At 64.5% G+C, this 18,860-nt stretch carries 16 protein-coding genes; 11 read left to right on the forward strand and 5 right to left on the reverse strand.

Annotation, left to right across the window (positions count from 1 at the left end; genetic code table 11):
• Positions 1-3: 3 nt before the first annotated feature.
• The 7 genes from Q6A47_RS20995 (at position 4) to Q6A47_RS21025 (ending at position 7,628) form a co-directional block, all read left to right on the forward strand.
• On the forward strand, positions 4-339 hold the full coding sequence (locus Q6A47_RS20995) for a sarcosine oxidase subunit delta (protein ID WP_039581290.1): 336 nt from the start codon (positions 4-6) through the stop codon (positions 337-339).
• Positions 336-3,353: a sarcosine oxidase subunit alpha gene (locus Q6A47_RS21000; RefSeq protein WP_039581286.1), complete on the forward strand. Its 3,018-nt coding sequence runs from the start codon at positions 336-338 to the stop codon at positions 3,351-3,353. Before Q6A47_RS20995 ends, Q6A47_RS21000 begins: the two co-directional genes overlap by 4 nt.
• 127 nt (positions 3,354-3,480) lie before the next feature.
• Positions 3,481-4,113 (forward strand): sarcosine oxidase subunit gamma, encoded by a 633-nt coding sequence (locus Q6A47_RS21005; RefSeq protein WP_029615231.1) that lies wholly within the window; start codon positions 3,481-3,483, stop codon positions 4,111-4,113.
• A 12-nt stretch (positions 4,114-4,125) separates the two neighbouring features.
• Positions 4,126-4,983: a formyltetrahydrofolate deformylase gene (gene purU / locus Q6A47_RS21010; protein ID WP_029615232.1), complete on the forward strand. Its 858-nt coding sequence runs from the start codon at positions 4,126-4,128 to the stop codon at positions 4,981-4,983.
• A gap of 263 nt (positions 4,984-5,246) precedes the next feature.
• A complete protein-coding gene (fdhA, locus tag Q6A47_RS21015; protein ID WP_039581282.1) occupies positions 5,247-6,446 on the forward strand; it encodes a formaldehyde dehydrogenase, glutathione-independent in 1,200 nt (399 codons plus the stop codon).
• Positions 6,447-6,660: 214 nt separating this feature from the next.
• Positions 6,661-6,840, forward strand: a complete 180-nt coding sequence (locus Q6A47_RS21020) for a hypothetical protein (RefSeq protein WP_304485264.1) — start codon at positions 6,661-6,663, stop codon at positions 6,838-6,840.
• 224 nt (positions 6,841-7,064) lie between these two features.
• Positions 7,065-7,628 (forward strand): DUF2780 domain-containing protein, encoded by a 564-nt coding sequence (locus Q6A47_RS21025; RefSeq protein WP_029615271.1) that lies wholly within the window; start codon positions 7,065-7,067, stop codon positions 7,626-7,628.
• 12 nt (positions 7,629-7,640) lie between these two features.
• Here the strand turns inward: Q6A47_RS21025 and yihG are convergent, their stop codons facing one another.
• The gene (yihG, locus tag Q6A47_RS21030) at positions 7,641-8,528 is read right to left on the reverse strand and encodes a 1-acylglycerol-3-phosphate O-acyltransferase, YihG family (RefSeq protein WP_304485265.1); all 888 of its coding nucleotides are present in this window, start codon (positions 8,526-8,528) and stop codon (positions 7,641-7,643) included.
• 273 nt (positions 8,529-8,801) lie between these two features.
• On the opposite strand from yihG, the gene rloA2 reads away from it, so the two are divergent.
• The 4 genes from rloA2 to creD all read left to right on the forward strand — a co-directional run bounded on the left by rloA2 (position 8,802) and on the right by creD (position 13,074).
• Complete coding sequence (rloA2, locus tag Q6A47_RS21035; RefSeq protein ID WP_029615273.1) at positions 8,802-9,305, forward strand: retropepsin-like aspartic peptidase RloA2; 504 nt, start codon at positions 8,802-8,804, stop codon at positions 9,303-9,305.
• 234 nt (positions 9,306-9,539) lie between these two features.
• The gene (gene creB, locus Q6A47_RS21040; RefSeq protein WP_304485266.1) at positions 9,540-10,220 is read left to right on the forward strand and encodes a two-component system response regulator CreB; all 681 of its coding nucleotides are present in this window, start codon (positions 9,540-9,542) and stop codon (positions 10,218-10,220) included.
• Positions 10,220-11,653: a two-component system sensor histidine kinase CreC gene (gene creC / locus Q6A47_RS21045; protein WP_304485267.1), complete on the forward strand. Its 1,434-nt coding sequence runs from the start codon at positions 10,220-10,222 to the stop codon at positions 11,651-11,653. Before creB ends, creC begins: the two co-directional genes overlap by 1 nt.
• 92 nt (positions 11,654-11,745) lie before the next feature.
• On the forward strand, positions 11,746-13,074 hold the full coding sequence (gene creD, locus Q6A47_RS21050; RefSeq protein WP_116889627.1) for a cell envelope integrity protein CreD: 1,329 nt from the start codon (positions 11,746-11,748) through the stop codon (positions 13,072-13,074).
• Positions 13,075-13,492: 418 nt separating this feature from the next.
• Here the strand turns inward: creD and Q6A47_RS21055 are convergent, their stop codons facing one another.
• From Q6A47_RS21055 to Q6A47_RS21070, 4 genes are all read right to left on the reverse strand, one after another.
• A complete protein-coding gene (locus tag Q6A47_RS21055) occupies positions 13,493-14,107 on the reverse strand; it encodes a glutathione S-transferase (RefSeq protein ID WP_304485268.1) in 615 nt (204 codons plus the stop codon).
• Positions 14,108-14,116: 9 nt separating this feature from the next.
• A complete protein-coding gene (gene msrA, locus Q6A47_RS21060; protein WP_304485269.1) occupies positions 14,117-14,782 on the reverse strand; it encodes a peptide-methionine (S)-S-oxide reductase MsrA in 666 nt (221 codons plus the stop codon).
• Between the two features lie 104 nt (positions 14,783-14,886).
• Complete coding sequence (locus tag Q6A47_RS21065; RefSeq protein WP_304485270.1) at positions 14,887-17,580, reverse strand: putative bifunctional diguanylate cyclase/phosphodiesterase; 2,694 nt, start codon at positions 17,578-17,580, stop codon at positions 14,887-14,889.
• Between the two features lie 268 nt (positions 17,581-17,848).
• Positions 17,849-18,860: 2-oxo acid dehydrogenase subunit E2 (locus tag Q6A47_RS21070; RefSeq protein ID WP_304485271.1), on the reverse strand; the 1,012-nt coding region annotated here is incomplete at its 5' end.

An 18,860-nucleotide genomic window follows, 5' to 3' on the forward strand; every position in this document is an offset into this window, starting at 1 on the left:
GTCATGTTGTATATCTTCTGTCCCCACTGCGGCGAGCTGCGCTCCGAAGAAGAGTTCCACGCCTCGGGCCAGGCGCACATCGCCCGTCCGCTGGACCCCAACGCCTGTTCAGACCAGGAATGGGGCACCTACATGTTCTACCGTGACAACCCGCGCGGTATTCACCATGAGCTGTGGGATCACGTTGCCGGCTGCCGTCAGTACTTCAACGTCACCCGCAACACCGAGACCTACGAGATCCTGGAAACCTACAAGATTGGCGAGAAGCCGCAGGTCAGCGCCCGCGAACACACACCTGAGCGCTCGGCGGCCGTAAACGAACGGGGAGTCAACGTATGAGCCAGACCTATCGCCTCGCCAGCGGCGGCCGTATCGACCGCAGCAAGGTGCTGAACTTCACCTTCAACGGCAAGACCTACCAGGGTTATGCCGGCGACAGCCTGGCCGCTGCGCTGCTGGCCAACGGCGTCGACATCGTCGGGCGCAGCTTCAAGTACTCGCGCCCGCGCGGCATCATCGCGGCCGGTACCGAAGAGCCGAACGCCATCCTGCAGATCGGCGCCAGCGAAGCCACCCAGATCCCCAACGTGCGTGCCACCCAGCAGGCGCTGTATTCGGGCTTGGTGGCCACCAGCACCAACGGCTGGCCGAACGTCAACAACGACGTCATGGGTATCCTCGGCAAGGTGGGCGGCAGCATGATGCCGCCGGGCTTCTACTACAAAACCTTCATGTATCCCAAGTCGTTCTGGATGACCTACGAGAAGTACATCCGTAAAGCCGCCGGTCTTGGCCGGGCGCCGCTGCAGAACGATCCGGACAGCTACGACTACATGAACCAGCACTGCGACGTGCTGATCGTCGGTGCCGGCCCGGCGGGCCTGGCCGCTGCCCTGGCCGCTGCGCGCAGCGGTGCCCGGGTGATCCTGGCCGACGAGCAGGAAGAGTTCGGTGGCAGCCTGCTCGACACCCGCGAAACTCTCGACGGCAAACCCGCTGCCGAGTGGGTCGCCAGCGTCGTCAGCGAGCTCGAAGGCCTACCGGAAGTGACCCTGCTGCCGCGCGCCACGGTCAACGGCTACCACGACCACAACTTCCTGACCATTCACGAGCGCCTCACCGATCACCTCGGCGACCGCGCGCCGATCGGCCAGGTGCGCCATCGCGTGCACCGCGTGCGGGCCAAGCGCGTGGTCCTGGCCACCGGCGCCCACGAGCGTCCGCTGGTGTACGGCAACAACGACGTGCCGGGCAACATGCTGGCCGGTGCGGTCTCCACCTACGTACGCCGCTATGGCGTGGCGCCGGGCCGCAAGCTGGTGCTGTCGACCAACAACGACCACGCCTACCGCACCGCGCTGGACTGGCACGATGCCGGCCTGCAAGTGGTCGCCATCGCCGATGCACGCCACAACCCACGCGGTTCGCTGGTCGAGGAAGCACGTGCCAAGGGCATCCGTATCCTCACCTCCAGCGCCGTGATCGAAGCCAAGGGCAGCAAGCACGTCACTGGCGCCCGCGTGGCGGCCATCGATGTGCAGGCGCACAAGGTCACCAGCCCAGGCGAAACCCTCGAGTGCGACCTGATCGCCACTTCCGGCGGCTACAGCCCGGTGGTTCACCTGGCCTCGCACTTGGGCGGTCGCCCGGTGTGGCGTGACGACATTCTCGGCTTCGTGCCGGGCAATGCCCCGCAGAAACGCGAATGCGTCGGCGGCATCAACGGCGTCTACCCGCTGGGCGATGCCATTGCCGATGGCTTCGAAGGCGGCGTGCGCGCAGCCACCGAGGCCGGCTTCAAGGCCACCGTCGGCACCCTGCCGAAAACCGTGTCGCGCAAGGAAGACGCCACCGTGGCGCTGTTCCAGGTGCCGCACGACAAGGGCACCGCCCGTGCGCCCAAGCAGTTCGTCGACCAGCAGAACGACGTCACCGCTGCAGCCATCGAGCTGGCCACCCGCGAAGGCTTCGAGTCGGTCGAGCACGTCAAGCGCTACACCGCGCTGGGCTTCGGTACCGACCAAGGCAAGCTGGGCAACATCAACGGCCTGGCCATCGCCGCCCGTTCGATGGGCATCACCATCCCGCAGATGGGCACCACCATGTTCCGCCCCAACTACACGCCGGTGACCTTCGGCGCGGTGGCGGGTCGGCACTGTGGCCACCTGTTCGAGCCCGTACGCTTCACCGCCCTGCACGCCTGGCACGTGAAGAACGGCGCCGAGTTCGAGGACGTGGGCCAGTGGAAGCGTCCGTGGTACTTCCCCAAGGCCGGTGAAGACATCCATGCCGCCGTGGCCCGCGAGTGCAAGGCCGTGCGCGACAGCGTCGGCTTCCTCGACGCCTCGACCCTGGGCAAGATCGACATCCAGGGCGCGGATGCACGCGAGTTCCTCAACCGCGTGTACACCAACGCCTGGACCAAGCTGGATGTGGGCAAGGCCCGCTACGGCCTGATGTGCAAGGAAGACGGCATGGTCTTCGACGACGGCGTCACCGCCTGCGTCGGCGAGAACCACTTCATCATGACCACCACCACCGGCGGCGCTGCCCGCGTCCTGCAGTGGCTGGAGCTGTACCACCAGACCGAATGGCCGGACCTGAAGGTGTACTTCACCTCGGTCACCGACCACTGGGCCACCATGACCCTGTCCGGTCCGAACAGCCGCAAGCTGCTCAGCGAGCTGACCGACATCGACATGGACAAGGAAGCCTTCCCGTTCATGACCTGGAAGGAAGGCAACGTCGGCGGTGTACCGGCTCGGGTGTTCCGCATCTCCTTCACCGGTGAGCTGTCGTACGAAATCAACGTGCAGGCCAACTACGCCATGGGCGTGCTGGAACAGATCATCGAGGCAGGCAAGCAATACAACCTGACCCCGTATGGCACCGAGACCATGCACGTACTGCGCGCCGAGAAGGGCTTCATCATCGTCGGTCAGGACACCGACGGCTCGATGACCCCGGACGACCTGAACATGAGCTGGTGCGTGGGCCGCAACAAGCCGTACTCGTGGATCGGCCTGCGTGGCATGAACCGTGAAGACTGCGTGCGCGAGAACCGCAAGCAACTGGTCGGCCTCAAGCCGGTGGACCCGAATGTCTGGCTGCCCGAAGGCGCCCAGTTGGTGTTCGATCCGAAGCAGCCCATCCCGATGGACATGGTCGGCCACGTCACCTCCAGCTACAAAGCCAACTCCCTGGGCTATTCGTTCGCCATGGGTGTGGTCAAGGGCGGCCTCAAGCGCATGGGCGAGCGTGTCTACTCGCCGCAGGCCGATGGCAGCGTGATCGAGGCGGAGATCGTGTCTTCGGTGTTCTTCGATCCGAAGGGTGAGCGGCAGAACGTCTAAGGACTTTGGAAGACCGCACCGGACCCTGTGGGAGCGGGCTTGCCCCGCGATGCGAGGGTGGCCTCCCGGCCCCATCGCCCACAGGTTCGGTGTCGTTCCTGGCACAAGAATTCAAGGCAGGTAAGAAATGAGCGCTATCAACGTCTTCCAGCAAAATCCCGGCAGCGAGGCCAAGGCCCAGTCGCCGCTGCACCATGCCGATCTGGCCAGCCTGGTCGGCAAAGGCCGCAACAACGCAGGCGTGACCCTGCGCGAACGCAAGTTCCTCGGTCACCTGACCCTGCGTGGCGATGGTCACGACGCCGAATTCGCCGCCGGTGTGCACAAGGCCCTGGGCCTGGAACTGCCGGTGGCCCTGACCGTCGTCGCCAACGACGAGATGTCGCTGCAATGGGTCGGCCCGGACGAATGGTTGCTGATCGTCCCCGGCGGTCAGGAACTGGCCGTCGAGCAGAAACTGCGCGCGGCCCTCGAAGGCCAGCACATCCAGGTGGTCAACGTCAGCGGCGGGCAGAGCCTGCTGGAGCTGCGCGGCCCGAACGTGCGCGACGTGCTGATGAAGTCCACCAGCTACGACGTACACCCCAACAATTTCCCGGTGGGCAAGGCGGTCGGCACGGTGTTCGCCAAGTCGCAACTGGTGATTCGCCGCACGGCTGAAGACACCTGGGAGCTGGTGATCCGCCGCAGCTTCTCCGATTACTGGTGGCTGTGGCTGCAGGACGCCTCGGCCGAGTACGGTCTGGCCATCGAGGCCTAAGGAGCGCAGCACATGAGTCGGGCACCGGATACCTGGATTCTCACCGCCGATTGCCCGAGCAAGCTGGGCACGGTGGATGTGGTGACGCGCCATCTGTTCGAGCAGAGCTGCTATGTCACCGAGCACCATTCCTTCGATGACCGGCTGTCGGGGCGCTTTTTCATCCGCGTCGAGTTCCGCGCGCCGGAGGGCTTCGATGAAGAGGCCTTCCGTGCCGGCCTCGGCGAGCGCAGCGCCAGCTTCGGCATGGCCTTCGAGCTGATCGCGCCGAATCATCGCCCCAAGGTGGTGATCATGGTGTCCAAGGCCGACCACTGCCTGAACGACCTGCTCTACCGTCAGCGCATCGGTCAGCTGGGCATGGAGGTGGTCGCGGTGATCTCCAATCATCCCGACCTGGAGCCGCTGGCGCACTGGCACAAGATCCCCTACTACCATTTCGCCCTCGACCCGAAAGACAAGCCGGGCCAGGAGCGCAAGGTGATCAAGGTGATCGAGGAAACGGGCGCGGAGCTGGTGATCCTCGCCCGCTACATGCAAGTGCTGTCGCCGGAGTTGTGCCGTCGTCTCGACGGCTGGGCGATCAACATCCATCACTCGCTGTTGCCTGGATTCAAGGGCGCCAAGCCCTACCACCAGGCTTACAACAAGGGTGTGAAGATGGTCGGCGCCACGGCGCACTACATCAACAACGACCTGGACGAAGGCCCGATCATCGCCCAGGGCGTCGAGGTGGTGGACCACAGCCACTACCCCGAGGACTTGATCGCCAAGGGGCGTGACATCGAATGCCTGACCCTGGCGCGGGCGGTGGGGTATCACATCGAGCGGCGGGTGTTCCTCAACGCCAATCGCACTGTCGTGCTCTGATCGGTCTCATCGCGCGACAAGTCGCCGCGCTCACAGGAATGCCACGGGTTTCGAATCCGCTGAACGCCCTGTGGGGGCGGGCTTGCCCCGCGATGGGCTGCACCGCTTTCGACCTGCCGTAAACAGGCATCCCTCTGTCGCATCCAGTCAGTGCAGCGACACCCATCAGGCCCACAATTCCCCCATTCCAGTAACGCATGCCGCCCATGGATGGCGGCGCTTCAACCACCGCTGCATAAGTACAAATCAAGCGAGGTAAGAGCATGTCTGGTAACCGTGGAGTGGTGTATCTCGGCGCAGGCAAGGTCGAGGTGCAGAAGATCGACTACCCCAAAATGCAGGACCCACGCGGCAAGAAGATCGAGCACGGCGTGATCCTCAAGGTGGTTTCCACCAACATCTGCGGCTCCGACCAGCACATGGTCCGTGGTCGCACCACCGCTCAGGTCGGCCTGGTCCTGGGTCACGAAATCACCGGTGAAATCGTCGAGAAAGGCCGCGACGTCGAGCGCATGCAGATCGGCGACCTGGTCTCGGTGCCGTTCAACGTAGCCTGCGGTCGCTGCCGTTCCTGCAAGGAAATGCACACGGGCGTGTGCCTGACCGTCAACCCGGCTCGCGCTGGCGGCGCCTACGGCTACGTCGACATGGGCGACTGGACCGGTGGCCAGGCCGAGTACGTGCTGGTGCCCTATGCCGATTTCAACCTGCTCAAACTGCCTGAGCGCGACAAGGCCATGGAGAAGATCCGTGACCTGACCTGCCTGTCCGACATCCTGCCCACCGGCTATCACGGCGCCGTCACCGCAGGCGTCGGTCCGGGCAGCACCGTCTATGTGGCCGGTGCCGGTCCGGTCGGTCTGGCAGCGGCCGCCTCGGCGCGCCTGCTGGGTGCGGCCTGCGTGATCGTGGGCGACCTCAACCCGGCGCGTCTGGCCCATGCCAAGGCCCAGGGCTTCGAGGTGGTCGACCTGTCCAAGGACACCCCGCTGCACGAGCAGATCGTCGACATCCTCGGCGAGCCGGAAGTGGACTGCGCGGTCGATGCGGTGGGCTTCGAGGCCCGCGGCCACGGCCACGAGGGCGCCAAGCACGAGGCCCCGGCCACCGTGCTCAACTCGCTGATGCAAGTCACCCGCGTGGCCGGCAGCATCGGTATTCCGGGCCTGTACGTGACTGAAGACCCAGGTGCCGTGGACGCTGCGGCGAAGATCGGTGCGCTGAGCATCCGCTTCGGCCTGGGCTGGGCCAAGTCGCACAGCTTCCACACCGGCCAGACGCCGACCATGAAGTACAACCGCCAGCTGATGCAGGCGATCATGTGGGACCGGATCAACATCGCCGAAGTGGTCGGTGTGCAGGTCATCAGCCTGGATCAGGCGCCGGAAGGCTACGGCGAGTTCGATGCCGGCGTACCGAAGAAATTCGTCATCGATCCGCACAAGACCTTTAGCGCTGCCTGACGCTACAGGGGCCGCTCTGCGGCCCCACCGCCTTGCACAACCGCTGCAGCCCTCGGCGGTTGTGCACCCCGTTGGACAATACCATTCATCCAAACTGATATTTTTATCAGTATGCTTCTGTTCGTTTGCCTTCTAGTTTGGAAGTGCATGTCACTGAAGCCGTCTTGAGCACTTCAAGCGGCACAGCTCTTCCATCGACAACGAGGCTTCGCACATGAAAACTTCAATGGCTGTCAGCGCGGGCGTTCTGTTCCTGCTCATGAGCACTGCTCACGCGGCCCCTACAGCACCGGCTGAGGATAACCGTGAATGGGTGCCTACCCAGATGCAGAAAACCATTCCGGTGGTCGCCTCCGCGCCTGTCACGCTGCTGGCGGCGGGATCTCTAAGCTAAGAGGTCTGTATATCCAGGCCCTCTTTCCAAGGGGGCCGTCCCGTCAATGGTATCGCTTGAGATGAGAGCAGTTCGAGCATGAAACAGGCCCGCACTGGTGCATTCCAGTCGCACTTGATTTTCGGTGCGGTACTTGAAACACGTCGCAGGCTTCGGAACAACCTTCTTATCGCCCAGTCAAATGCCTCGTTTCCCAGGCCATCCCGGCCGACGAGGTCCGCGCAATGAAAGCCATCACTCTGGCAACCCTGATGACCCTGGCCGCAAGCCCGGTGTTCGCCTTCAATCTCAATGACGCCGCCGATGTGGTCTCCGCGCTGCAAGGGCCGAATCAGAAGACCGAGGCGCCGGCGCCTCAAGCCAACTTGCTCAATACCTTGGGTCGCGATCTGAAGATCACCCCCGAACAGGCCGTCGGCGGCGCGGGTGCCATGCTGGGCCTGGCACGCAACAACCTGAGCAAAGCCGATTACGGCCAGTTGACCCAGGCCGTGCCGGGCCTTGACCAGTTGACTGGGGCCAATGCCTTGGGTGGATTGCAGGGACTGGACGCATTGCTTGGCAAGGGCAGTGGGCATCAGTCGGCGCTGAGCAGCGCGCTGGGCAATGTGGAAAACCGCAACGACCTGGACAGCGCGTTCAAGGCGCTGGGCATGGATACCGGGATGATCGGCCAGTTCGCGCCGCTGATCCTGCAGTACCTGGGTCAACAGGGCGTGGCTGGGTCGCTGCTGCAGAACCTGAGTAGCCTGTGGACGACGCCTGCGCGCACGGTGCCGTCTGTCTGAGGGCGGTGCGATTCAGCGCAGTTCGGCGCGCAGTTGCTCGATGCGCTGGTCCTTGTCTGCCCACAGCTGGTTCACCCACGCCTGAACCTTCTGCCGGAACACCGGATCGCTCTCGTAGTCGCCTTCGCACAGTGCCGGGTCCAGCTCGCGCACGCGGATATCGATGATCACCCGCTCGATGCTGCCATTGAGCAGCGCCCAGAACCCCGGTGCCTTGTTCCCCGGATAGACGATGGTCACATCGAGCAGGGCATCGAGCTGCTGGCCCAGGGCCGCCAGCACGAAGGCCACGCCGCCGGCCTTGGGCTTGAGCAGGTGGCGATAGGGCGACTGCTGCTCAGCGCGCTTGGCCTCGGTGAAGCGGGTGCCTTCGAGGTAGTTGACCACGGTCACCGGCTGACGCTTGAACAGCTCGCAGGCCGCCTTGGTGATTTCCAGGTCCTTGCCTTTGAGCTCGGGGTGCTTCTCCAGGAAGGCCTTGCTGTAGCGCTTCATGAAGGGATAGTCCAGCCCCCACCAGGCCAGCCCCAGCAGCGGCACCCAGATCAGTTCTTTCTTGAGGAAGAACTTGAAGAACGGCACCCGCCGGTTGAGGCTTTCGATCAGCGCCGGGATATCGACCCAGCTCTGGTGGTTGCTGATGCACAGGTAGGAGGTGTGCGGGTGCAGTTCGTCGGCGCCGCGAATGTCCCATTGGGTGGGAATGCACAGGGCGAAGATGGCCTTGTCGATTTCCGACCAGGTCTCGGCGATCCACATCACCGCCATCGAGGCGTAATCGCGTCCACGTCCGGGCAGCACCAGCTTGAGCAGGGCAAAGACCAGCAAAGGGCAGATCAACACCACGGTGTTGAGCAGCAGCAGGGCGGTGGTGAGAATGCCGGTCAGCAGGCGACGCATAGATAAACTCTTGTTGTGTGAAATTTCTGGTTGGCAATGATAAGCAGGCCAACGCCTTACGCCAAACGCCCGTTGCTCGACGGCACGGACAAATGTTTCACATTATGTGGGGTAGGTTAGAGGCAGCGGCAAGTTGCTAGCGGCAAGCGGCAAGCGGCAAGACAACGCCGTCGCACTCTGTCCAGCTTGCAGCTTGCAGCTTGCAGCTTGCAGCTTGCAGCTTGCAGCTTGCAGCTGAAGCCCCCTCCGTTCGACCTCAAGGAAATGTGTTCTGTGAAATCCATGCTTGCTCTCCTTTCACTGCTCGCGCTGCCGGTCATGGCGGCCGAGCCGACCCTGTATGGCCGCTACGAGTACATCAAGCTCCCCGAGATCGGCCAGACCCTCAAGGCCAAGATGGACACCGGTGCATACACCGCCTCGCTGTCGGCCAAGGACATCGAGACTTTCACCCGTGATGGCGAGGACTGGGTGCGTTTCCGCCTCGCCACCAAGGATGCCGATGGCAAGGTCTACGAGCACAAGGTGGCGCGCATCAGCAAGATCAAGGCCCGTGTCGGCGATGACGAGGACGAGGACGAACCCTCCGAAGCCGCGCGCCGCCCGGTGGTGGACCTGGAGCTGTGCCTGGGCGACGTCAAGCGCACGGTCGAGGTCAACCTCACCGACCGCAGCAACTTCAACTATCCGCTGCTGATCGGCGCCAAGGCCCTGCGCGAGTTCAAGGCCGCCGTGAACCCCGCCCGCCGCTACACCGCCGATAAGCCGGGCTGCTGATGCAGCAGCTGCAAGCTGCAAGCGGCAAGCTGCAAGAAACAGTGGATCGGTATACGCTCGCACGCAGCGCTTTTTCTTGAAGCTTGAGGCTGCTGACGCAGCAGCTTTGAGCTGCAAGCTTCAAGCTGCAAGAAAGAGCGGATCGGTATAGGCTCGTGCGCAGCGCTTTTTCTTGAAGCTTGAAGCTTGAAGCTTGTGGCTTGAAGCTTGTGGCTTGCAACCCGAGGCTTTCCCGTGCCGCACATCCTCATCGTCGAAGACGAATCCGCCATTGCCGATACGCTCGTTTACGCCCTGCAGGCCGAAGGGCACAGCACCACCTGGGTGAGCCTGGGTGGGCAGGCGCTGGAGCAGATGCGCCTGCGGCCGGCCGATCTGGTGATCCTCGACATCGGGCTGCCGGACATCAGCGGGTTCGAGACCTGTCGTCAACTGCGGCGCTTCAGCGAAGTGCCGGTGATGTTTCTCAGTGCTCGCGACGGCGAGATCGACCGCGTGGTGGGCCTGGAGATCGGCGCCGACGACTACGTGGTCAAGCCGTTCAGCCCGCGTGAGGTCAGTGCGCGGGTGCGGGCGATCCTCAAACGCATGGCCCCGCGCGTGGAGGCGAGCGCAGCGGTGGCTGCGTTCGAGGTCGATACCCTGGCCATGCGCATTCTCTACCAACGCCAGGCGTTGACGCTCACGCGCCATGAGTTCCGCCTCCTGCAATGCCTGCTCGAGCAGCCACGGCGGGTGTTCAGTCGCGAGCAATTGCTCGACGGCCTGGGCGTGCCGTCCGATGTCGGCTATGAGCGCACCGTCGACAGCCACATCAAGAGCCTGCGCGCCAAGCTGCGTCAGGTAGCGCCCGAGGCAGAGCCGATCCAGACCCATCGCGGGCTGGGCTACAGCTACAGCCCGGATCACGCCTGATGCGCCTGGGTATTCGCATCTTCCTGGTGTATTTCCTGTTCGTCGGGCTGTCGGGCTACTTTCTGCTCAACACCGTACGCGAGCAGATTCGCCCGGTGGTGCGCCAGTCCTCCGAGGAAACCCTGGTGGACACCGCCAACCTGCTGGCCGAGATCGTCCATGACGACGTCAAGGCTGGCACGCTTGGACAAAGTCACCTGCCGCAGGTGATGAAGTCCTACGGGCAGCGCCGCCCTGGCGCCGAGATCTGGGGCTTGGCGAAGAATCAGGTCAGCCACCGCATCTATGTCACTGACGCCCAAGGCATCGTCTTGCTCGATTCCAGCGGTCAGGCGCTGGGCCAGGACTACTCGCGCTGGAACGACGTCTACCTGACCTTGCGCGGCCAGTACGGCGCCCGCTCGACCCGCAGCGACCCAAACGATGAAAGCACTTCGGTGATGCATGTGGCGGCGCCGATCCTCGACGCCGGGCGCATCATCGGCGTGGTGACCGTGGCCAAGCCCAACAGCTCGCTGCAACCCTACATCGACCGTTCCGAGCGGCGCTTGCTGACGCTCGGCCTGGGCTTGATCGTGCTGGGCCTGCTGGTGGGCGCGGCGTTGTCCTGGTGGCTGGCACGCTCGCTGCGCCGACTCACCCGCTATGCCCAGGCCGTCAGCGAGGGCCAGCGGGCGGCGCTGCCGCACTACAAAGGGGGCGAGTTGCTGCAGTTGGCCACGGCGGTCGAGCGCATGCGCACGCAACTGGAGGGCAAGGCGTATGTCGAGCGCTACGTGCATACCCTGACCCACGAGTTGAAGAGCCCGCTGGCGGCGATTCGCGGCGCATCGGAGCTGCTACAGGCGCCGATGGCCGACGAGCAGCGCGCCCGCTTCGCCGGCAATATCGAGCGCGAGAGCGAGCGTTTGCAGCAGATGATCGAGCGCCTGCTGAATCTGGCGCGGGTCGAGCAGATGCACACGCTGGAGGATGAGCAGCAGGTCTCGGTGGCGCTGCTGATCGAAGACATGCTGCACAGCTATGCGCCACGTATCGAGAGCGCCGCTGTGCAGGTCGCCCAGCAGGTGCCGCAGGGTCTGCGCTTGCTGGGCGACCCCTTCCTGTTGCGTCAGAGCCTGGCCAACCTGCTGGATAACGCCCTGGACTTCACGCCGCCGGGCGGTGCGCTGGTGTTCGCCCTGGAGCGTGCAGGCGAGCGCGTGGCCCTGAGTCTGTTCAATCAGGGCGAGCCCATTCCGGATTACGCCCTGGAGCGGGTCAGCGAGCGCTTCTATTCATTGCCGCGGCCGGGCACCGGGCGCAAGAGTACCGGCCTGGGGCTGAACTTCGTCGCCGAGGTGATGCACCTGCATGGCGGCACGCTGGCTGTCGACAACGTCGAAGGCGGTGTGCGGGTTCGCCTGTGGCTGCCGATGCGACGCATCAGCTGACACCCCAACTCCACACACTCTCCACAGAACCTCCCCATTGGCTCCACGTGCCGGGCGCAACCTGCGTCCATCACCCTCGGAGCCCAACCCCCATGAACAAGACCCTCGGTTTCAAGCTCGGCCTGATCGGCGTGCTGATGCTGTTGTTGCTCATTCCCCTGCTGATGATCGGCAACCTGATCGACGAGCGCCAGAACCTGCGCGACAGCGTGTTGCAGGACATCGCCCAGCGCTCGAGCTTCGACCAGCAGATCAGCGGCCCGCTGCTGGTGGTGCCCTATCGCAAGTTGCAGCGGCGCTGGATCGAGAAGGACGGCAAGCGCGTCGAGGAAACCAGCTCCATCGCCGGTCACCTGTATTTCCTGCCGGAAACCTTCGACGTGCAGAGCCAGGTGGATACCGAGCTGCGCGCTCGCGGGATCTACCAGGCGCGGCTGTTTCATGCCAAGAACCAGATCGGCGGGCGCTTCAAGCTGCCCGCGCGCTGGGGCATCGAGAAAGACTTCGACGACTACCGTTTCGACACCCCGTTCGTGGCGGTGGGCGTCAGCGATATCCGCGGTATCGAGCATGCCACCGAGTTCAGCTTCGACGGCCAGCGCCTGCCGTTCGAGGCCGGGACCGGTCTGGACTGGATGAGCGGCGGCCTGCATGTCGCCCTGCCGCAGCTCGACGGTGAGCAGGCCCGCGCGTTCGACTATGGTTTCGACCTCGGCCTGCAGGGCACCGGGCAACTGCAGGTGCTGCCCGTGGGCCGCAGCAGCCGGGTGCAGATGCACGCCAACTGGCCGCACCCCAGCTTCATCGGCAGCTACCTGCCGGCCAGCCGCGACATCGACGCCAACGGCTTCACCGCGCACTGGCAGACCTCGATTTTCGCCACCAACCTGGAAGACGCCTTGCGCCAGTGCGCCGAGTCCGACAAATGCGCAGCTTTCAGCGAGCGCACCTTCGGCGTGAGCTTCGTCGACCCGGTGGACCAGTACCTCAAGAGCGAGCGGGCGATCAAATACGCGCTGCTGTTCATCGCCCTGACCTTTGCCGGCTTCTTCCTGTTCGAGGTACTGAAGAACCTCAGCGTGCACCCGGTGCAATACGTGCTGGTGGGGGTGGCGCTGGCGCTGTTCTACCTGCTGCTGCTGTCGTTGTCGGAGCACCTGGGCTTTGCCCTGGCGTATGCGCTGTCGGCGGCGGCCTGCGTGCTGTTGATCGGCTTCTACCTGAGTCATGTGCTGCACAGCCTCGGCCGCGGGATCGGCTTCGCGGCCGGGCTGGCGGCGCTGTACGGGCTGCTTTATGGCCTGCTCAGCGCTGAGGACTATGCGCTACTGATGGGCTCGCTGCTGTGCTTCGGTCTGCTGGGCGTATTCATGGTGCTGACCCGCCGGCTGGACTGGTCGCGGGTGGGGAGGGGCGCATGAGGGAGGACAAGGAGATCGGGCGCTGGTTGGCGCTGCGGGTGGGGTTGTTGTTTGCGCTCAGACCCAGGCCACTGCGGCTGAAACGCCCTTGATGGTGTTCACTCAAGCTATGTATGGCTGGGATTGGGGCTGCTGTGCAGCCCATCGCGACACAAGGCCGCTCCTACAGGGTCCGGACAGCCTCATGTTTCAGGGATTACGCGCACGTTGTGGGAGACCTAGGCCACTGCGGCTGATACGCCCCTGATGGTGTTCACTCAAGATAGGTATGGCTGGGATTGGGGCTGCTGTGCAGCCCATCGCGACACAAGGCCGCACAGGGGGTGCGCAGCATCATGTTTCAGGGTTTACGCGGACGTTGTGGGAGCGGCCTTGTGCCGCGAAAGGGCCGCTAAGCGGCCCCATCTTACTCCTGCTGTCAGGCCACCGGCACGGTAGCCAGCATCGAGGGTCGCTGGCTCACCTCGGCATACCAGGCCGCCAGCCCTGGCTGTTGCTCGCGCCAGCCGAACGCAGGCTGGCGCAGGTCCAGATAACCCAGTGCACAGGCCACGCCGATGGCGACGATGTCGAAGCCCGAGGCGATTTCCGCCAGGTGCTGCTGTTCCAGGTTCGCCAGGCTGCGACGGATCTTCTGCGATTGTGCCTGCAACCAGCCATCCCACTGTTTGTCTTCAGGACGCAGGACGCTTTCGTAGCGGCTCGACACCGCCGCGTCGAGGATCGCATCGGCCTGTGACGCCAGGGTCAGGCGCCGCCAGCGTGCCGAGCCCTCGCGCGGAATCAGTGGCTGGCCGACGTGCTGGGTGTCGAGGTATTCGCAGATCACCCGGCTGTCGTGCAGCACCGTGCCGTCGGCCAGGCGCAGGGCCGGGATCTTGCCGATCGGGTTGTCCTGGTCGAGTTGCGCATCGCCATTGACCGGGCTGATGTTGACCGTCTGCAAGGTCACGCGCGACAACTGCCCGGTTTCGTGCAGCACCAGCATGACCTTGCGCACGAACGGCGATAGCGGCGAATGAAACAGCACCATGCCCACGGTTCAGTTGCCTTGCAGGCTGGGTGGCAGGCAGACGCCCGTGCCGCCGATGCCGCAGTACCCTTCCGGATTCTTGGCCAGGTACTGCTGGTGATAGGCCTCGGCGAAGTAGACCGTCGGCGCCTGCTCGATCTCGGTGGTGATCTGGCCGAAACCGGCCTTGTCCAGCTCGGCCTGGAACGCTTCACGGCTGGCCTTGGCCTGCTCCAGTTGTTCGGGCGAGGTGCAGAAGATCGCCGAGCGGTACTGGGTGCCGACGTCGTTGCCCTGGCGCATGCCCTGGGTTGGGTTGTGCAACTCCCAGAACATCGCCAGCAGTTCGCGGTAGCTGACCTTGTCCTTGTCGAACACCACCAGCACCACCTCGGTGTGGCCGGTCAAGCCCGAGCACACTTCTTCGTAGGTGGGGTTAGGGGTGAAACCGCCGGCATAGCCGACCACCGTGCTGACCACGCCGTCGCGCTGCCAGAAGCGCCGCTCCGCGCCCCAGAAACAGCCCAGGCCGAAGATCGCGAAGTCGACGTCCTGGAAGAACGGGCCGAGCAGCGGCGTGCCTTCGAACACGTAGTGGAGCTCAGGCAGCGCCATCGGCGTTTCACGGCCGGGCAGGGCCTGTTCGGCGGTGGGCAGGACGTTTTTGTTCACCAGGATTTCCGAGCGCAGGACCATGGAAGGCTCCTCTGTTTGGCAGTGGGACAGTGCGGTGGGCTGATCGCCGACAATTGCGCGATCAACCGCGAATAGACCTATAGTGCCCGAGCTTTGAGCGGCTGTCAGGCCACCGGACCGCGTGGGTAGCGCTTGAGCTTGTCGACCAGCTCGCGGCCGGGGATCGGCCGGTCGAACAGGTAGCCCTGGCCGACATCGCACCGGTGGCGACGCAGGAAAGCCAGTTGCTCGGACGTCTCGATGCCTTCGGCGACCACCTTGAGCTTGAGATTGTGGGCCATGGCCACCACCGCCGAGGTGATCTCCATGTCGTCCTGGTTGGCCGGAATCTCGCTGATGAAGCTGCGATCGATCTTGATGATGTCGATGGGAAACTTCTTCAGGTAGCTCAGCGACGAGTAACCGGTGCCGAAGTCATCCATGGCCAGGGTCAGCCCCAACTGCTTGAGTTCGTCCAACTGGCGCCGCGTGTCCTCGGTGGCCTCCAGCAGCAGCCCTTCGGTCAACTCCAGCTCCAGCAGATGCGAGGGCAGGGCTTCTTCCTTGAGGATGGTGCCAATCGAGCTGACCAGCTCGGGATCGGAGAACTGCTTGGGCGACAGGTTGATCGCCACGTGCAGGTTGCCTAACCCGGCCTCGCGCAGCTCCTGGCTCATGCGGCAGGACTGGCGCACCACCCACTTGCCGATGGGGATGATCAGCCCGGTTTCCTCGGCCACGCTGATGAACTGGTCCGGGCGGATCATGCCGCGTTCCGGGTGGTTCCAGCGCAGCAACGCTTCGAGCCCCAGTAGACGCCCGCTGCGCAGGCACAGCTTGGGCTGGTAGAACACCTCCAGCTCGTTCTGGGTCAGCGCGCGGCGCAGGTTGTTCTCCACGAACAGCTTGTAGCTGGCCTCGGCGTTCAGCACTTCGGTGAAGATCTGCACCTGATGCTTGCCGTTGGCCTTGGCCTTGTGCAGCGCCAGGCCGGCGTTCTTCATCAGGGTCTGCGGGTCGGCGCCGTGCAGCGGTGCGCAGGCCAGGCCCACGGAGGCGGTGACGTTGATCAACTGGTTGTCGACGAACATCGGTTTGTCGAGGGTGCGCAGCAGTTGCAGGGCCACGGCCTGACCGTCTTCCAGGCTGGTGTCGTCGAGCAGCACGGCGAACTCGTTGCTGGCGAAGCGCGCCAGGCTGCCGCCACTGTTCAAACTGTTGCGCAGGCGCCGGGCGAGGCTGATCAGCAGCTTGTCGCCGGTCTGATGGCCGAGGCTGTCGTTGATGCGCTTGAAGTTGTCGATGTCCACCAGCAGCAGGCAGATGGGAATGCTGCCCTCGCGGGCGAAGCGTTCGTCGAGGCTGCGGATGAACGCTGGGCGGTTACCGAGGCTGGTGAGGTTGTCGGTATAGGCCAGCCGCTCGATGCGCTGCTGGGCGAGCTTGCTCTGGGTGACGTCCTCGTAGATGCCGATGTAGTGGGTCAGCTCGCGGTTGTCGCCGTACACCCTGGAAATCGACAGTTGTCCCCAGTAGGGCTCCAGGCTCTTGCGCCGGCTCTTGAACTCACCCTGCCAACTGTTGCCGGCAGCCAGGCTGGAGGGTGGGTCGAAGATCAGGTGGCTGAGGTTCTCCAGCGCCGGCAGTTCCGCCAAGTGATGGCCTTGGACTTCCTCGGTGCTGTACTGGGTGATGGCGGTGAAGCTGGGGTTGACGTACTCCACCACGCCGTCGCGGTTGACCAGCAGGAAGGCACTGGCGCTCTGTTCCACCGCGCGCTGGAACAGGTGCAAGGCACTGGTGGCGGTGCGCCGGTTGTGGTTGGTGATGACCTGGGCGAACTGATCGGCCAGCTCGCCGGCGAAGGCGATCTCGTCGGATTGCCAGGCGCGCGGCTGGCCGGTCTGCTCCAGGCACAGCACGCCGACCACCTGACCGTCGACACGGATGCTGGCATCGAGCATGGCGTTGTCGAGGGTGTTCGACAGGCCTTGCACCAGATCGCGGGTGCGCGGGTCGTGACTGGCGTTGTGCGCGTCGATGGCGCGGCTGGCGTGCAGCGCCTCGAGGTAGTCGGGGTAATGGCTGGCGTCGATCGGCTGCGGCAGGCGGTGGGCCTGTTCGCCCTGATACCAGGCGGTGATGGGTTCCAGGCGCTGTTCGTTGAGGTACCAGATGCTCGCGCAGTCGAGTCGATAGATCTCGCAGGCACTGCGGGTGATCAGCTCGGCGGCTTCGAGCAGCGAGTTGCTGGCACTGTAGCGCTGGCGCGCCAGGCGCAGGATCAGGTCCTGCTGGGCACGGACCCGCTCCAGGTGTTCGAGTTGTTCCTGCTGGGCGCGCTGGTTGAGCTGCAGGGCCAATTGCAGGTGGCTGTTGCGCGACTCCAGAGCGTTGGCATCCTGGGTCGAGAGGTCTTCGACCTGATCGTCGAGCACCGTCAGGTAGCCGCGCAGCAATTGACGGTTGTGCTGGGCATAGGCTTCGCCGGCTTCGAGCACGCGCAGTGGACCGCGAGCACCGTGCAGGGTGTAGCGCACCCGATAGTACTTGCGCCGGGCCAGTTGGCGCTGGATCTCGTCGTGCAACTGATAACGCGCCTCGGGTTCCATGAGGCTGGCGTAGGGCGAGCCGACCAGCGCGCAGAGCTCGGCGGCGGGCAGGCCGAACTGGCGGTCGCAGGCCGGATCCAGGTACAGCATCGCCCAGCTCGCTTCGTTCAGCCGCTCGTAACGCAGCATGCCGAGCCGCGAAGGCACGGGTAACTGCGTCACGACCTCGGCCGCCACACAGCTGGCGACATCGGGTTGGCTATTCATCGAGAACTCGCTTGAACAAGGCGGTTGGCGCGGACTGCCGCAGAGGTGCGACGACGCGTTGAGCAAGGGTGCATCATGTCCCCTGAGCTGGCAAGCGGCCATAACACGGGCTTTGTCGGGTTATCGGCGGGGGCGCAGGAATCTGAAGCACGGGGCCGCATGGACAGCCTGCAAAAAAAGCCCCGCCAGAACATGGCGGGGTTGAGGTACGAGCGTGGCAGCTCGAAATCGATGCCCGCCTCCCCAGCGAGGGGAGGCGGTTGCTGCGTTACAGCAGCAGGGTGCGGATGTCCGCCAGCAGGTCGCTCAGGCGCTTGGTGAAGCGCGCGGCGGCGGCACCGTTGATCACCCGGTGATCGTAGGACAGCGACAGCGGCAGCATCAGCTTGGGCTGGAAGGCCTTGCCGTCCCAGACCGGCTGGATGGTGGCCTTGGACACGCCGAGGATCGCCACTTCCGGTGCGTTGACGATCGGCGTGAAGCCGGTGCCGCCAATGTGACCGAGGCTGGAGATGGTGAAGCAGGCGCCTTGCATGTCGTCGGACGACAGCTTCTTGTTGCGCGCCTTCTCGGCCAGTGCGGCCGCTTCGCCAGCCAGTTGCAGCAGGCTCTTCTGGTCGACGTTCTTGATCACCGGGACCAACAGGCCGTCCGGGGTGTCCACGGCGAAGCCGACGTTGACGTACTTCTTGCGGATGATGGCCTTGCCGCTCGGCGCCAGCGAACTGTTGAAGTCCGGCAGCTCCTTGAGCAAGTGGGCGCACGCCTTGAGCAGCAGCGGCAGCACGGTCAGCTTGACGCCGGCCTTTTCCGCCACGGCCTTCTGCGCAACGCGGAAGGCTTCCAGCTCGGTGATGTCGACCGAATCGAACTGGGTCACGTGGGGCACGTTCAGCCAGCTGCGGTGCAGGTTGGCGGCGCCGACCTGCATCAGACGGGTCAGGGCGACTTCTTCGACTTCGCCGAACTTGCTGAAGTCCACGACCGGGATCGGCGGGATGCCAGCACCGCCGGTCGCGCCGCCTGCGGCAGGCGCTTCCTTGGCTTTCTGCATCATCGCCTTGACGTAGACCTGCACGTCTTCCTTGAGGATGCGGCCGTGCGGGCCGGTCGGGCTGACGGCGCCCAGCTCGACACCGAATTCACGGGCCAACTGACGCACGGCCGGGCCGGCGTGGACCTTGGCGTTGCTGGCAGCGGCAGGTGCGCTGGCAGCCGGCGCAGGTGCCGCCGCTTGAGCAGCGGCCGGCGCGGGCGCTGCGGCTGGGGCGGCTTCGGTC

This window comes from Pseudomonas boreofloridensis (assembly GCF_030580795.1).
Taxonomy (GTDB): Bacteria; Pseudomonadota; Gammaproteobacteria; order Pseudomonadales; family Pseudomonadaceae; genus Aquipseudomonas; species Aquipseudomonas boreofloridensis.

Coding starts and splice junctions, on each gene's coding strand:
- msrA (WP_304485269.1), bottom strand. CDS start 14,782: ATGGTCCTGCGCTCGGAAATCCTGGTGAACAAAAACGTCCTGCCCACC.
- Q6A47_RS21055 (WP_304485268.1), bottom strand. CDS start 14,107: ATGGTGCTGTTTCATTCGCCGCTATCGCCGTTCGTGCGCAAGGTCATG.
- Q6A47_RS21005 (WP_029615231.1), top strand. CDS start 3,481: ATGAGCGCTATCAACGTCTTCCAGCAAAATCCCGGCAGCGAGGCCAAG.
- purU (WP_029615232.1), top strand. CDS start 4,126: ATGAGTCGGGCACCGGATACCTGGATTCTCACCGCCGATTGCCCGAGC.
- Q6A47_RS21000 (WP_039581286.1), top strand. CDS start 336: ATGAGCCAGACCTATCGCCTCGCCAGCGGCGGCCGTATCGACCGCAGC.
- fdhA (WP_039581282.1), top strand. CDS start 5,247: ATGTCTGGTAACCGTGGAGTGGTGTATCTCGGCGCAGGCAAGGTCGAG.
- Q6A47_RS21020 (WP_304485264.1), top strand. CDS start 6,661: ATGAAAACTTCAATGGCTGTCAGCGCGGGCGTTCTGTTCCTGCTCATG.
- Q6A47_RS20995 (WP_039581290.1), top strand. CDS start 4: ATGTTGTATATCTTCTGTCCCCACTGCGGCGAGCTGCGCTCCGAAGAA.
- Q6A47_RS21025 (WP_029615271.1), top strand. CDS start 7,065: ATGAAAGCCATCACTCTGGCAACCCTGATGACCCTGGCCGCAAGCCCG.
- Q6A47_RS21065 (WP_304485270.1), bottom strand. CDS start 17,580: ATGAATAGCCAACCCGATGTCGCCAGCTGTGTGGCGGCCGAGGTCGTG.
- creC (WP_304485267.1), top strand. CDS start 10,220: ATGCGCCTGGGTATTCGCATCTTCCTGGTGTATTTCCTGTTCGTCGGG.
- yihG (WP_304485265.1), bottom strand. CDS start 8,528: ATGCGTCGCCTGCTGACCGGCATTCTCACCACCGCCCTGCTGCTGCTC.
- creD (WP_116889627.1), top strand. CDS start 11,746: ATGAACAAGACCCTCGGTTTCAAGCTCGGCCTGATCGGCGTGCTGATG.